Annotated in this window: 16 protein-coding genes; all 16 read left to right on the top strand. The window is 55.7% G+C overall.

What is annotated here, in order from left to right; translation table 11 throughout:
- Positions 1-4 precede the first annotated feature (4 nt).
- Complete coding sequence (locus tag Q8W24_RS11660; protein ID WP_305475391.1) at positions 5-421, top strand: gp436 family protein; 417 nt, start codon at positions 5-7, stop codon at positions 419-421.
- Positions 418-894, top strand: a complete 477-nt coding sequence (locus tag Q8W24_RS11655) for a phage virion morphogenesis protein (protein ID WP_305475388.1) — start codon at positions 418-420, stop codon at positions 892-894. Before Q8W24_RS11660 ends, Q8W24_RS11655 begins: the two co-directional genes overlap by 4 nt.
- Positions 891-1,436, top strand: coding sequence for a phage protein Gp37 (locus Q8W24_RS11650; RefSeq protein WP_305475387.1), 546 nt, complete (start codon positions 891-893; stop codon positions 1,434-1,436). The genes Q8W24_RS11655 and Q8W24_RS11650 overlap by 4 nt, the downstream gene beginning before the upstream one ends.
- On the top strand, positions 1,433-1,606 hold the full coding sequence (locus Q8W24_RS11645; RefSeq protein ID WP_305451535.1) for a DUF2635 domain-containing protein: 174 nt from the start codon (positions 1,433-1,435) through the stop codon (positions 1,604-1,606). The genes Q8W24_RS11650 and Q8W24_RS11645 overlap by 4 nt, the downstream gene beginning before the upstream one ends.
- Positions 1,603-3,063: a phage tail sheath subtilisin-like domain-containing protein gene (locus Q8W24_RS11640; RefSeq protein ID WP_305475386.1), complete on the top strand. Its 1,461-nt coding sequence runs from the start codon at positions 1,603-1,605 to the stop codon at positions 3,061-3,063. The genes Q8W24_RS11645 and Q8W24_RS11640 overlap by 4 nt, the downstream gene beginning before the upstream one ends.
- Before the next feature lie 21 nt (positions 3,064-3,084).
- A complete protein-coding gene (locus Q8W24_RS11635) occupies positions 3,085-3,438 on the top strand; it encodes a phage tail tube protein (protein WP_305451533.1) in 354 nt (117 codons plus the stop codon).
- 9 nt (positions 3,439-3,447) lie between these two features.
- Positions 3,448-3,786 (top strand): hypothetical protein, encoded by a 339-nt coding sequence (locus Q8W24_RS11630; RefSeq protein WP_305475383.1) that lies wholly within the window; start codon positions 3,448-3,450, stop codon positions 3,784-3,786.
- Between the two features lie 84 nt (positions 3,787-3,870).
- On the top strand, positions 3,871-5,751 hold the full coding sequence (locus tag Q8W24_RS11625; RefSeq protein WP_305475381.1) for a phage tail tape measure protein: 1,881 nt from the start codon (positions 3,871-3,873) through the stop codon (positions 5,749-5,751).
- 10 nt (positions 5,752-5,761) lie between these two features.
- Positions 5,762-6,979 (top strand): DNA circularization protein, encoded by a 1,218-nt coding sequence (locus Q8W24_RS11620; protein ID WP_305475380.1) that lies wholly within the window; start codon positions 5,762-5,764, stop codon positions 6,977-6,979.
- Positions 6,976-8,058 (top strand): phage baseplate assembly protein, encoded by a 1,083-nt coding sequence (locus tag Q8W24_RS11615; RefSeq protein WP_305475378.1) that lies wholly within the window; start codon positions 6,976-6,978, stop codon positions 8,056-8,058. Before Q8W24_RS11620 ends, Q8W24_RS11615 begins: the two co-directional genes overlap by 4 nt.
- Positions 8,055-8,723 (top strand): phage baseplate assembly protein, encoded by a 669-nt coding sequence (locus Q8W24_RS11610; RefSeq protein ID WP_305475376.1) that lies wholly within the window; start codon positions 8,055-8,057, stop codon positions 8,721-8,723. The genes Q8W24_RS11615 and Q8W24_RS11610 overlap by 4 nt, the downstream gene beginning before the upstream one ends.
- Positions 8,720-9,151, top strand: a complete 432-nt coding sequence (locus Q8W24_RS11605; protein WP_305475374.1) for a phage GP46 family protein — start codon at positions 8,720-8,722, stop codon at positions 9,149-9,151. The genes Q8W24_RS11610 and Q8W24_RS11605 overlap by 4 nt, the downstream gene beginning before the upstream one ends.
- Positions 9,151-10,200, top strand: a complete 1,050-nt coding sequence (locus Q8W24_RS11600) for a baseplate J/gp47 family protein (protein ID WP_305475372.1) — start codon at positions 9,151-9,153, stop codon at positions 10,198-10,200. Before Q8W24_RS11605 ends, Q8W24_RS11600 begins: the two co-directional genes overlap by 1 nt.
- A gap of 20 nt (positions 10,201-10,220) precedes the next feature.
- Positions 10,221-10,925 (top strand): hypothetical protein, encoded by a 705-nt coding sequence (locus Q8W24_RS11595; RefSeq protein WP_305475371.1) that lies wholly within the window; start codon positions 10,221-10,223, stop codon positions 10,923-10,925.
- The gene (locus Q8W24_RS11590; protein ID WP_305475370.1) at positions 10,918-11,553 is read left to right on the top strand and encodes a putative phage tail protein; all 636 of its coding nucleotides are present in this window, start codon (positions 10,918-10,920) and stop codon (positions 11,551-11,553) included. The genes Q8W24_RS11595 and Q8W24_RS11590 overlap by 8 nt, the downstream gene beginning before the upstream one ends.
- A 139-nt stretch (positions 11,554-11,692) precedes the next feature.
- On the top strand, positions 11,693-13,648 hold the full coding sequence (locus tag Q8W24_RS11585; protein WP_305475367.1) for an SGNH/GDSL hydrolase family protein: 1,956 nt from the start codon (positions 11,693-11,695) through the stop codon (positions 13,646-13,648).
- Positions 13,649-13,836 lie beyond the last annotated feature (188 nt).

Genomic DNA, 13,836 nt, shown 5'->3' with positions numbered 1-13,836 from the left:
CGCTATGACGGTCTACGCCACACAGTCCGACATCAGCGCCCGCTACTCGCAAGATCAGCTGCTGCTGTTGACGGACCGGGACCAGGACGACAGCCCGGATACGGATGTGGTTGAGCAGGCATTGCAGGATGCCACAGCAGAGATCGACACCTATTTAGCCGCCAAGTATCAGCTGCCGCTGCCGCAGGTGCCCGCCGTACTGACCCGGTTGTGCGTCGATATCGCGGTGTATCGACTGGCAGCCGATGCCGATATGGCGACTGACGAACGCCGCCAACGCTATGACGATGCCGTCAGTTTGCTCAAACGTTTGGCTACCGGGGCGGCTGCACTGGGCCTTGAACAACCCCCGGTCAGCAGTAACGGCGCGGTGTTTATCGCTGGCCCACAGCGTAAGTTCAGGCGAGGGCGATTGTTGTGAGCCTGGATCTGGAGTTTTCCACTGTTGAGCTACAGCGCCTGAGCGCCCGCTTGATTGGTCTGGCAAAACTCAACGATCGGGATCATGCCGATCTGCTCGAAGGCGTTGGCGGTCTGGTTGAGGGCCAAGCAAAAAACCGCATTCGTAACGAGAAAACTGCGCCGGATGGTACGCCCTGGCAAGCGTGGAGCGACAACTACCGCGCCACCCGGCACGGTGGTAATAGCCTGCTGATGGGCGAAGGCCACCTGGATGACTCCATCCAGTACATCGTTGATGGCGACGAAGTAGCCGTTGGTAGCAACCTGATTTACGCCGCGATTCATCAGTTGGGAGGCACCCCGGATATGGCACCCGGCCCGGCCGCTATTTCGGCGCGGGCGTATCTTGGCCTGAGTGTTGAAAATGAGCACGACATCGATGGTTTGATCGAAGACTTTTTACGTGACCAGATACAGGAGCTGTCTCGATGACAACACTGGCCGATATTCAAGCCGCAATCGTGAGTGCCGTTAACTCCGCGTTGCCCGCATTAAAAACCTGCGAAGCCCATGAAGGCCGCTTCGACGCCAACGAACTGAAGCGGGTCGCGGGTCGTTGCCCGGCTGTGTATATCGCCTGTCTTGGGGTTGGTCAGCCCATCAACGAAGGCAGCACGTTCGCGCCGCTGCGCTGGGGTGCCTTTATCGTCACCAAAGACGCGCCCCGATCTGATCGTAACAGCCAGGCGCTGAACCTGGTGCAAGCCGTTAACGTGATTTTAGCGGCGCAGGCATGGGGGCTGGACGAAACCCGCTCCGAGCCAGAGCGCGTGACGAGTCAAAACCTGTTCAGCACCAGTACCAGTGCTCAGGGCGTATCCATGTGGGCGGTGACCTGGACACAGGAATTCCAGCTCGATAGCGGGCTGGACTGGGACAGTCTGAACGACTTTTTAAGCGCCGCTGGTGACTCTACTACGACCGATGGCGCAGCAATTACCACAAAACAAACATTGCCAGGAGCAACCTCATGAGCCGACTCAACGTAAAACCCGCACCTGGTAAACAGGTGCGCACCGAAACCGGTGCCGTTATCGCTACGGGGGGCCAGCAAGTACAAGATAACTCGTACTACCGCCGTCGCATTAAAGACGGTGATCTGGTGCTGGTTAAATCCAAATCCAAAACAGGAGCCAGTAAATGAGCATCTCATTTGACGATATCCCATCCAGCCTGCGCACGCCCGGCGCGCATATTGAGTTCAACAACGAGCTTGCCGGTAGTGCCAACGTATTGCATAAAATGGTCGTGATCGGTCAGCGCCTGAGTACCGGTATTCAGCCAGAAGGTGTGCCCATTCGTGTGACTGATCCGAGCCGGGGAAAAACCCTGTTTGGCCAGGGCGGTATGATCGCCAATATGATCGCCGCTGTACTGGATGCCAATACTGAGACGGAACTCTGGGCCATCGCACTGGATGATCTGGCAGCAGGTAACGCAGCAACGGGATCGATTGCTGTGACAACCGCTGCGACAGAAGCGGGCACGTTATACATCTATATAGGTGGTGTGCGGGTGGCGGTGGGTATTGCCGACGGTGACGACACCGACACGATTGCATCCAGTATTTCTGCTGCGATCAACAGTAATGCCGATCTGCCTGTTACTGCCAGCGTCAGCACCAGCACGGTCACGCTCACGGCCCGCCACAAGGGCGAGTACATGAATGGTCTGGATGTTCGTTCTTCATATTATGAGGAGCGCGAGCCGGATGGTCTGGCCATTACCTACACCAGCCTGTCAGGCGGCAGCGGCAACCCGGACATCGGCCCGGCGCTCGATGCGATGGGTGATGAATGGTTTAACTGGTTGTGTAATCCGTACAACGACACCGCCAATATTCAAGCACTTGAAACCGAACTGGATAGCCGCTTTGGGCCTATGCGTCAGATTGGCTGCCGAGCGTTTGGTGCTCTGGCGGGTACGCTGGCGACTATGGGCACATGGGGCAGCAGTCGCAACAATCCGCATCTGTCCGTGCTGGGCACTGGCACCAGCCCGACGCCCACTTATATAGCCGCTGCGATCAATATGGCCGTGGCTGCCAAGTCACTCAGCAACGATCCGGCCCGCCCGCTGCAAACGCTGGAATTGCCGGGTGTTAAAGCCCCACGCCGTGAAGAGCTGCTGACTCGACAAGAACGCAACTTGCTGCTGTACGACGGCATCAGCACATTTACCGTGGCGCGGGATGGAACAGTGCAGATCGAGCGTCAGATCACGACCTACCAGTTCAACTCTGCGGGGCTGGCCGATGCCAGTTACCTGGACATCTGCACCCCGGAAACTCTGGAGCGATTCCGCTACGAGCAACGGGCGATGATTGCGCAGAAATACCCGCGCCACAAACTGGCCGACGACGGCACCAGCTACGGCGCAGGCCAAGCCATCGTCACACCAAAGATTATTAAAGGCGAACTGCTGGCTCTTTATAAGGACATGGAAACCGCTGGCTGGGTTGAGGATTACGACACCTACGCTGAGCAGTTGATCGTTGAGCGCGACAGCGAGGACCCGAACCGCGTCAACTGGCGCGACACTCCGAACCTGGTCAACCAGGCCCGCGTGTTCGCTGGTAAAACCCAATTTATCGTTAAGTAATCGATCAGGTAAGGAGCCGATATGGCCAAGGTAGCGAAAAAAGTCATCATTGATCTGCCGGATCTGGGGCGGGTAGACAGCATCAACAACAGCGGGTCATTTCAGCCCGGTGGCACCAAGCGCAATCCTGTCACAACGGACACTGGCGCGGTGCATTACGACGAAGAAACCCTGCCCAGCAAGGTTTCGTTCAAGTTGCCAAACTTGCCAGGGTATCTGGAGGGCGTGCGAGATCTTGCGGGCATCAACGTCAACGTGCAAGACGACAACGGCCAGGCATGGATCATGACCGGTGCCTTTACTGTGCAGCCCAGCGAGCTGCAAAACGGTGAAATCTCAGTCGAGCTACAAGGCTCGCCTGCTGAATCTATTTAAGGAGCCATGATGGCAAACCAGACAGGTACATTAAAAGACGGTCTGCTGTTCAAGCAGAACCCACAATTCGACTTTGAAATGCGGCCAATTATGACCACGGGCGAGCTGTTCGATGCCGAGATTGAGGCCGAAGGAGTTGAGCATCAACTGACGTTTAACGGCGCATTAATGGCTCGTCAGCTGGTGCGGGTGGGCGAATGCCCTGGGCCGTTCAGTCTGGCGCAAATTCGCGCGCTCAGTCCGCGAGACTGGCAAATCTTGCGGGCGGCACAGGCAACACTCAATTCGGTGACTGATGACCCAAACGAACCGAGCGACAGCGAAAACACCGAGACGCTGTCGCGCTAATTGCCCTCAAGTTCCATTGGAGCCGGACAGAAATCCGCGCTCTCCCGCCCGCAGAATTTGCCTACTATGTGGAGTTACTGACCCGTGGCCGACCTGACGACTAGCATTGTACTGAGCCTACGCAACTCGCAGTTTACTGCGGGCCTGCGCTCGTCTGCGCGGCAGGTAGATCAGTTTACTACTCGCAGTAGTAGCCAGATCCGTGGCCTACGTCGCGATTTCCAGTCGCTGACGGGGCAAGGGTTTGGTCAGCTGCGTAGCGAGCTGATCGGGCTGGCGGGTGGTTTCGCGTTGTTGTCTGCGGCGCGTGAGTCTGCGCGGCTGGATAAGTCGCTGACAGAGATTGGGCTGAGTGCCGGGGCATCATCGGATCAGATCCGTGGCCTGCGCAGTGAGCTGTTTGAGCTGCAAAAAAACACCGGCATTGTCGTCGCTGACAGTCAGGCGTCCTCTGGGTCGTTGCTCGCCAGCGGATTGGGGTGGAATGAGGCACGAGGAGCCACCGAGGCCATTGCGCCTGCGAGTACCGTCACCGGTGCCGCCCCTGCCGTTTTGGCGGGTGCTCTATCTGTCAGCTCCGAAGTGTTTGATTTTGATCTCGCCGATGTTGAAGTGGCTACCAGTGTGCTGGACAAGATGACCCTGGCGGGCCGAACGGGTAATGCCGAGTTGGAAAATCTGGCCAGTATCTTTGCCCGTGTGGGCGGCAATGCAAAACGCGCAGGAATGGACTTTGATCAGTCGCTGGGATTTATTGAGCAATTGTCACTCATCGAACGGCAACCCGAACGACTGGCCACGCTCGTTGATTCGACGTTACGGATATTTACAAACGCAAAATATCAGCAGGCAGTCGAAGATAATTTGGGCATCCAGTTTTACGATGCAGCGGGTGCTCGTCGAGATTCATTTGACGTTATTGACGATATATCAAAAGAATATCAGTTACAAAAAACGGATCGGCAGCGTGATGCTCTGGTAGCCGCCGCTTTTGGTTATGCCGATCTGGATACCCAGCGCGGTATTCAGGCGTTATTGCAATCTGGAAAAATAGATGAAGCGAGAGAGAAAACCAGCAGAATATTAGCAGCTAACGGCACGATTGCCCGCGACCTGGATGACGCTATGAATAATGCGGTTATCCAGGGCCAGCGACTGAGCGGGGTTTTGCGCGAAAGTGTCGACGGTTTTATGTCGGCTATTAATACCGGATTTGTGGAGATAACCAAATTCCTGCTGGATGATAAAAAAGACGGCGGTTTGGCGCTGGATGGTGATGATATTCTGGGTGGTGGTGTTGCATTATTAGCAGGTGGTGTTGCGGCCTATAAATACGGCGGCCCGGCGGTTAAAAATTTACTGGGCAATGCGGGTAATCTGGCGGGTGGCGTGGCCGTTGGTGCAGCGCTGGAGGCCACTGTTGGTGTTACACCGGTTTATGTGGTGAATATGCCCAATGGCATCAGCCCTATTGGCAGTGTCGGCGGTCGAGGTGGCTTGCCCGGCGGTGCGGGTGCTCCACGATCCGGGCCGCGCGTTGGCCGGTCTGGTGCACCGGGGTTGCCACATCCTGCCATGGGGACACCACCCGGTTTGCCCGCAGGCACTCCGGCCACCGGTATGCTCAGCATGTTGGGCTGGGGTGCCGCAGCGGGTGCTGCGGGTTATGGAGTTGGCACGTTGATCAATGATTTTTTGATTGATGGCACGGAGGTTGGAAGAGAAATTGGCAATGCTATTGGCCGCAGCGGTGCGTTCATTATGGCCGGGCTGGGTTCAGACGAAGCAGAACGAGCATTGGAAGCAGAAATCAGTCAGCGTTACCGGGCCAGCCAAAACACATCCTCTGAAGAAAAATCCGCACGCCTGAAAATCGAAATTGCAGAAGACCGGACACTGGTCAAAGAGCTGGAATCGACAGGATTATATGTGGATGTCAGTGGCATGATGATGGTGAACCCATGAGGGTCTGGGCATGAGCTGGCGTGATCGGCTACAGTCCGGCTCATTCAGGGGCGTTGAATTTCTGACCGACTCCGCTCAAGGCAACGGCGGCCGCAATGTGGCGGTGCATGAGTTCCCACTGCAAGAGCAACACTACTCTGAAGACCTGGGCAAATCCGCTGGCTCTGAACGCCTGACGGTTTATCTGATTGGTGCGGATTACGATCTGGCGCGAGATCAGCTGATCACTGCGCTGGATCAGCAAGGCCCTGGCAAGCTGACGCATCCCTATCGCGGCTCGCAACTCATCCAGGTACAGGACTATGAGTGGACAATCAGCAGTCGGCGTGGTGGGTTCTGTCAGTTTACGATTCGCTATGTCACCGCTGGCAAACGCCAGGCGCCGGCCACGGTATCCACAGGATCGGCGCTGGTAGCGGCTGCAACAGCGGCCCAGGCACAAACGGAAACTGCATTTTCAAACACGTTTGATTGTGCTGGGCAGCCTGCGTTTGTGGTGGAGTCCAGCACCTCGTTTTTGGAATCCGCATTTGATTCGCTCAATGCGATCAACGGTTCCATCGCGGCTGAACTCAATCAAATCGAAGACATTGCCATCGGTATCGAAGGTCTGACGTCTGAGGTGACCGACTTGGTATTGCAGCCGCTGACTCTGATCAGCAACGTCGGGGCAGTCGTTACGTCTGTTATTGGCGGCTTTAATAGCATTTCAAACGCCTTTAATGCTTACAGCAATTTGCTAACCGCTTTCGGCATTACTGACCCGATCTCACGTACAGCGGCAACAGGTACGGCCACGGAGACTCGCGCTCGCATGGCCGACAACCAAGAGGCCATCAGCACACAGTTTTCAGCCATCGCGACCGTGGCTCTGGTCGTGCGTATTGCGGATTCCAGCGCATCGGAGTTCGACTCTCTGCAACAGGCGCGTGAGATCCGTGATGCACTGCTGGATCAGCTGGATGAGCAGCTGGAGTCCGAAACACTGACGGCGGACCAGTACGACACAACGTCGGCGTTGGCAACCGCCCTGCAACGCCATATCACTGCAATCGAACCCGGTTTGCTGGATGCTCAAACACTGGCAATTGATGTGTCGTTACCGGCGCTGGTTGTTGCGCATCAGCAGTATGGGGACGCCACCCGTGCCGATGAACTGACAGAGCGAAACGGTATTGAAAACCCACTGTTTGTACCAGCCGGGACGGATCTGGAGGTGCTGCTGTGAGTGAGCTGATTCTGACTATCGATGGCCAGCTATATCGCGGCTGGAAGCGCGTTGCGGTCAGCCGTGGCATCGAACAGGGGCCGCATCAGTTCGAGGTTGAAGCCGCGCCGGATCTGGACGCCGAAGCCGGTATCTTTGCTGTTGAAGACGGCATGGCTGTTGAGGTTTATGTCGATGATGACCTTATCACTACAGGCTATATCGACGACATTGATGTGGTTTACGACGCAAAAACCCACAGCGTAAAGGTACGTGGGCGCAGCAAATTGGGTGATCTGGTGGACTGCTCAACCGCTGGCCAGCAAGTCAAGCCGGGCCAAACACTGGCCAGTATTACCCGCAAATTGTGCGCAGATTTCGGCATTGGGGTGGTGGTTGACAATACCGCTACCGCACCGGCCAACAAGGCGTTTGCCAGTACGGATCTGGCACTGGATGCCGGTCAACCGATCTGGGAATTTCTCGAAGAGTTGGCGCGCGTGCGAGGCGTGATGCTGATGTCAGATGCCGGTGGAAACTTGGTGATCACACGCGCTGGCACGACACAAGCAGCCGTTGCATTGGAGTTGGGTAAAAATATTTTGGCCGCTAAAGGAAGCCGATCGCATCGCAGTTTGTTCAGCACGATCAGTGTGACTGGTCAGCAGCCCGCGTATATTTCCAGCGACACTAGTGCAACCTCTCAATCGGGCGCGACCGAGACCGGTGATGCTGTTCGATATCGGCCAATGGTGCTGTTTTCTGATTCCCCGGCCGATGTTGCCGCCTGTGAAGCTCAAGCGCAACACCGCCGTCGCATCGGCTACGGTCGTAGCCGCCAGATTATCTACACCGTTCAAGGCTGGCGACAGTCTGATGGTGGCCCGATCTGGACTCCGAATGAACGAGTCCCCATTACCGACGCCCGCAACCAACTGGATAGCAGCCAGCGGCTGATCACAGAGACTCGGTTAATGATGGATAGTCGCTCAGGCCGCACGACGGAGATCACTGTGATGCCGCCGGAGGCATTCGACCTGTTAGCAGCAGATCCTGCCGCTGCTGGTCGAGGCTATATTCTGTCTGGAGATGATGGATGACACGAGATCAACTGATCCGCACTCTGCAGGCATTCACCGCGCCACTGAGCCGCCGTCTGCGTGTGCTGCTGCAGCGCTCGCAAGTGTTGCTGACCAAGTACCAAGGCAAGATCCGACTGTTGCAAGTGCAGGTGCCGGGTGGTCAGGCGCTGTCTGATGTCGAGCATCTGGAGCCGTTCGGCTTTACCAGCCACCCGCCCCAGGGCGCTGAGGCCATCGTGCTCGCGTTCGGTGGCAATGGCTCGCACTCGGTTGGTTTACTGGTTGGGGATCGCCGGTACCGGCTCGTAATAGAAGAAGGCGAAGCCGCGATTTACAACCAAGCTGGTGACTATTTAAAGATGGGCAAGGACGGCACCGCGACACTCAAAACCGCGACCAAAGCTGTGATCGACGCCCCCGCCACTGAGATCACCGGCACGCTGCAAGTGACCGGCGCAACAACTCTGAGCAATACGCTCAATGTGGCTGCCGCTGCAACCCTGCAAACCACCCTGAGCGTATCCGCCACCGTGACCGCTGGCGGTGCTGTATCTGCGCCATCGGCTGCATTCGCGGGAGCCATGAGCGCTGCATCAGCCACTGTGGGTGGTGTTGCATTCGCCAGCCATGCGCACAGCTACACAGACGATGGTAATCCATCTGTTACCGGAGGTGCCCAATGACGGTATTGGCCCTGTCTTGGAACGCTGACACCCAGCAAGCCGAGCTGATCGAAGCTGACGACACACTGGAAACCTGGCTGCGTTCCGCCGTGATCATGAGCCTGTTTACTGACGGACGCGCCACCGAAGACGAAGAGCCGGAGATTACCGAACGTCGCGGCTACTGGGGTGATATTGAGCTGGATGACGATGACAGCCTGGGCAGCAAGCTCTGGCTGCACCGCCGTTCAAAACTGACCAACGACGTTGCCAACCAGGTTCAAGACGAAGCGCAAACGGCTCTGGACTGGCTGGTTGAAGACAGTCATGTGTCATCGCTGGCGGTGACCGTGGAGCGTCAGCCACCGGATCGACTCGCCTATCAAATCGACATCACATTGCTGGATGGCGAAACACTGAATATGACACTCGAACAGGGGCAAAGCTGATGGCGTACATCAAAGAGGTCCTGGGCACTATCCGCAGTCGGATCACGGCCGACATCGAGCGATGGACAGGCAAAGCAGCATCAAAGCGCGGTGATATTTACTACCCAGTCAGCCAGGCTATGGCCGGTACCGCGCACGGCTTGCACCGCAAAATTGACCATCTCGAAGCGCAGCTTTTTGATGACACCTGCACCGATACCAACCTGGTGAAGCGTGCCGCTGAAGTGGGCATTTATCGCATTGCTGCCAGCCGTGCATCCGGCACCGTCACGATCCCCGGCAACAACGGCACTGTGTTGCCTGCTGAGTCACTGCTGACCAAAGACGAACTGGTCTATCGCGTCACGGCTGACGCCACCGTATCTGGCGGCACACTGACTGCGCAGATCCGTGCGGTTGAGACCGGAGCAGACGGCAACCAGGACGCTGATGCAGAACTGAGCCTGACCGAAACCGTAGCCGGTCTGGACACTGTGGCGACGGTTGTTGAGTTATCCGGTGGCTCCGACATAGAGACCATCACTCGACTGAGTGAGCGGCTGGCAGAGCGCCGTCAGAATCCACCCCAGGGTGGCAACGCCACCGACTATATCGCTTGGGCCAAAGCCGCTCACAGCGACGTCACCCGCGCCTGGTGTTACAGCAACGAACTTGGCCCTGGCACCGTTGTTGTGCGGTTTACCACCGACGATCTGGATAGCCCAATTCCAACCCAGGCCCACGTCGACGCTGTAACTGACTACATCGACACCCAGCGGCCAGCGGGTATGCGCGGTTTTAATCTGGGTTCAATTACCGGTGCGCCGCTGGATATTACAGTAACGGAACTGGTGCCAGACACCACCGCTGTGCGTGCGGCCGTTGAGGCTGAACTGGATGACATGATCCGACGTGATGCCGAACCCGGTGGCGCAATTAAACTGAGCCGGATTCGTGAGGCTATCTCGCTCGCGACTGGCGAGACCGATCACACCATCAACCTGACTGCTGATGTTACGTGCAACAGCGACGAGCTGATCGTCCTGGGCACGGTTACATGGCCGAATTAACAGGGTTTAAATAGAGCTTTATGGATTACCCGACGTCCGATACAGAAGCCCGACTGGAAAATGGCAAGTTTACCGATGGTGACGTCACTGCATCACCAGTTGTGCCGCCATCAAAGAACTCAGCAAATTATCAAAACATGGTGTTTGACGAGCTAATTGGTGTGATTACAGCCGGTGGCCTGACGCCGTCAGATCAGTCTGTGACCCAGCTGATTACCGCTATCAACAACGTCATTGCCAGTGCGATTGGCACAAACAACACTGTCTATGTCGATGACTCAATTGATACCCTGGCACAAGCGACGCAGAATGCGCTGGATCTAAAAAGCGATAATGGCCATGGTCATGCAATCGCCGATGTCAGCGGACTGCAAAGCGAGCTAGACACAAAGCTGGACAACCCTGCCACCGGGAAAGATTTTTTGGCGACGTTGGGCTGGTATTCCGGGGAGGTCGCGGACGGCGGCGGGTTTAATGTCGTGCCCAGTTCGGCTGGTGATGCGACGTGGAGCGCAACGGAAAGCTCGAACGGCGATTTCGTTCTGACGCACAACCTCGGCCACAGCAATTATGCGGTTGTGGTCAGCCCAATCAATGCACCAAACAACACCATGGCCATCGAGTACACCCGATCGTCAAATTCTGTCGATGTCCATATCGCAGATATTGGTAATAACGACGGTGGGGTTGGTTTCTCATTCGTTCTGATTGATCACGATGTCTGACGTATCCGATTACCAGCAACAGCTGCTCGCACTGCTACCCTATGGGGCTGCATGGTCTCGTGAATTAGACAGCACGTTAGGCCAGCTCATGGGTGGTATCGCGGACGAGTTCGCACGTATCGACGCCCGCTCAGATGCGATAGCCGCTGAGTCACTGCCGTCTCAAGTCTCAGAGCTGATTGACGAGTGGGAAGTGGAATACGGCCTGCCAGACGACAGTACAATCGCCGCCACAACGCTCGCAGACCGCCGCGACGCCGTAATACAAAAGTACCAACAGTATGGCAGTCAGAGTCGTGAGTTTCTCGCGGCGATGGCCGCTACTTTGGGATTTGAGATCACGATTACCGAGTATTCCGAAACGACCTTCGGCGGCAATTTCGGCGGGTATTTTTATGGCACAGACTGGGCGTTTGTTGTGCAGGTTAACGTCCATACCATCAACGCCAGCAGTGTATCTATCACACGCCTGGAGCGCGTGCTGTGGCGCATGATCCATGCTCACAAAGTGCTGATCAGCAACCGCTCAGAAACCAATTATTTGGCGGTTAATGGCGCGCTCATCAACTACGCAGGCGAACCCGTCGCCGTTACGTTCAACTCAACAAATCCTGTGGAGGCAGCCTGATGCCTGTTCTGGTGCAGATCTCATTCGGCTCGGAAGAGCCGGTGCAGTACACAAAGCCAATTTTCATCACATCCATCCTACTGGTTTCTGGTAAACGCCTGGCGTTTAACGGCCGCACGGTTTCATTCGGAGGTCAATAATGGCTGATCAAGAATATTTTGAACTGACGGACTCCAGCGAAGCTCCCCTGCGAGATTATCAATCAGGAGACCGTGCGATTGTTGTAAATGGCAACGGTGTTGCCATGGTTGATATGGATTCGGCACAGGTTGCGATGGATGCAAAGGTTGAGGAGCTGCGGGCGTGGATTTCCGGGAGAGACTCCTACCCCACGTTGGCACTAGCTACAGCGGCAGGAGTAACAACGTCATCTGTTGAGGTAACCAATGACCCCGATACCGATAACAATGGGTTGTGGGTTTGGGATGATGGGGCGCTGGTTAAATCGACATTGGACTACAGCTACAGCATTGCGCTGCAAGATCAAAAAACGGCAGTGACGGCGGTTGGAGACCTGAGAACGGAAATTGGCCCTGACGATCTGGAAAGCGGTGGTTTCGGAACCGGTTCCGGCAACACGGTCGTTTCTACGTCGACGACAACTGCGGGCGTGCTGACATTATTTTCTGTTTATATTCACAGTGTCGGCAGCGGCGATTTTAATTTGGAGTTTTTCGCTCAGAGTTCATCAACGGTTTATTCGCGTCAATATTCCGTGCCGCTAACTGCGACTCGGACCGGTGTGTGTGAGTTCATCGCCGGTCGTGATTTTGACCCGTTCATGCTGGGCACCGGTTTGTATGTTGGCATTCGTTCCGACGCTGGCGGCGCGTATTGTGCGTTGAAAACAGGAGGGGTTCATTATAAATTTTCCGGGGACTCAGGGGACGATACCGCCGCTACATTCACGGCCTACGCTCATACTGTGCAGATCAATTGCACGATCGTCGATCGTGCATTGGATGTGGAGCGGCGAGCGCGAATAGATAACGACAAAGTAGCTCACGCGCTGGATGCGCAAGTCAGGTTTTCGCAACCGACTTTCGACTACATCATGAGCGCCGATACCACAACATATACCACATCCTCAAACACGACGATAATCAATGCTCAATCGACCACAGGTGACGGACTATTGCGGGCTGTGACGGTAAACGTATCGGCCATTGGCGAGCTGCAATTGTTAATTGCAGAAAAGATAACACACCCAGACACGTATCAGGTGGCTACTGCACTACCAGTTGTTGCCACTAGCCTGGGGATGACCACGTTTATCGCTGGGGTTGACTTCCCGGTTCAGGCTATCCCGGCTGGTGTAAATCTGGGTGTTTTTATCCCACAGGACGGCGGTGCCACGCTGCTGAAGCGGTCATCTGGGGGTGCGTATTCTTTTAGCGGGGATACAGAATACGAGGAGTTCACAGGTACGGCGTCAGGGATAGCAGTTGACATTACTGCTCAGATCGACAAGGACATGAACAAACTGGCGTTGCCGTGGCTAGGAAAAAACGCGTATGTCATTGGTGACAGCATCACGTTTCAGGGGTTATATCTGCGGAAATTTATACATGACACGGGTCTGATTCAGGCAGGCGTTGACGGAATAGTTGGTCAATTGCTGCAAACAATGGCCGACAGGCTAACAACCGAAACGCTTTCTGATGTAGATCTGGTTTTGTGTGGTACTGGGATTAACAACTGGCATCACGGCAACACGGCATCAGGTGCATGGGGTGATGCAGCAACAGACAACACAATGTACGGAGCAGTTCGAGCTATCGTTGAAAAAGTACATGCCTGCAACCCTGACACGGTTGTGGCGTTTTGGGGGCCTATGCACTCTGGCGTGTACGATACAGGGCCAGAGTATGGCGAGGCCAATGTTAGTGGTATGACTGTTGTCGACTGTCACAAAGCAATGCAAGACGCTGCAATGATGTGGGGCTGTCCATATTTTCCGACGCTGGAAATCATGGGGGTTAATGAGCTAAATTTGACAGATCACATGCCAGACAATTTGCATCCCAATTCTGAGTTCGGTAACCGCATTGGCAGCGCTATGGCGCGCTGGCTTAATCAAATTCCACCGCGTTAAATAGTGTCTAAAAACAAAGCGCCAAACGTCTAAAAACAAGCGGCGCGCTACAGAGATCATCCGGCAGCCCCCGAAGGGCGCGGGTTGCCGCCGTCCAGTGCGGTGTTGACGAATTTGAAAAGGACTCGTCATTTCGCTGCATTCGTCGCCTTGCTCTGAACAACGGCAACACTCGCGCAGAGCCGTGC

Origin of the sequence: Oceanobacter sp. 4_MG-2023, assembly GCF_030689165.1 — a bacterium.
GTDB lineage: Bacteria > Pseudomonadota > Gammaproteobacteria > Pseudomonadales > Oceanobacteraceae > Oceanobacter.
The sequence above is the reverse complement of the archived record's forward strand: the minus strand, read 5'-3'. Positions and strand labels throughout refer to the sequence as shown.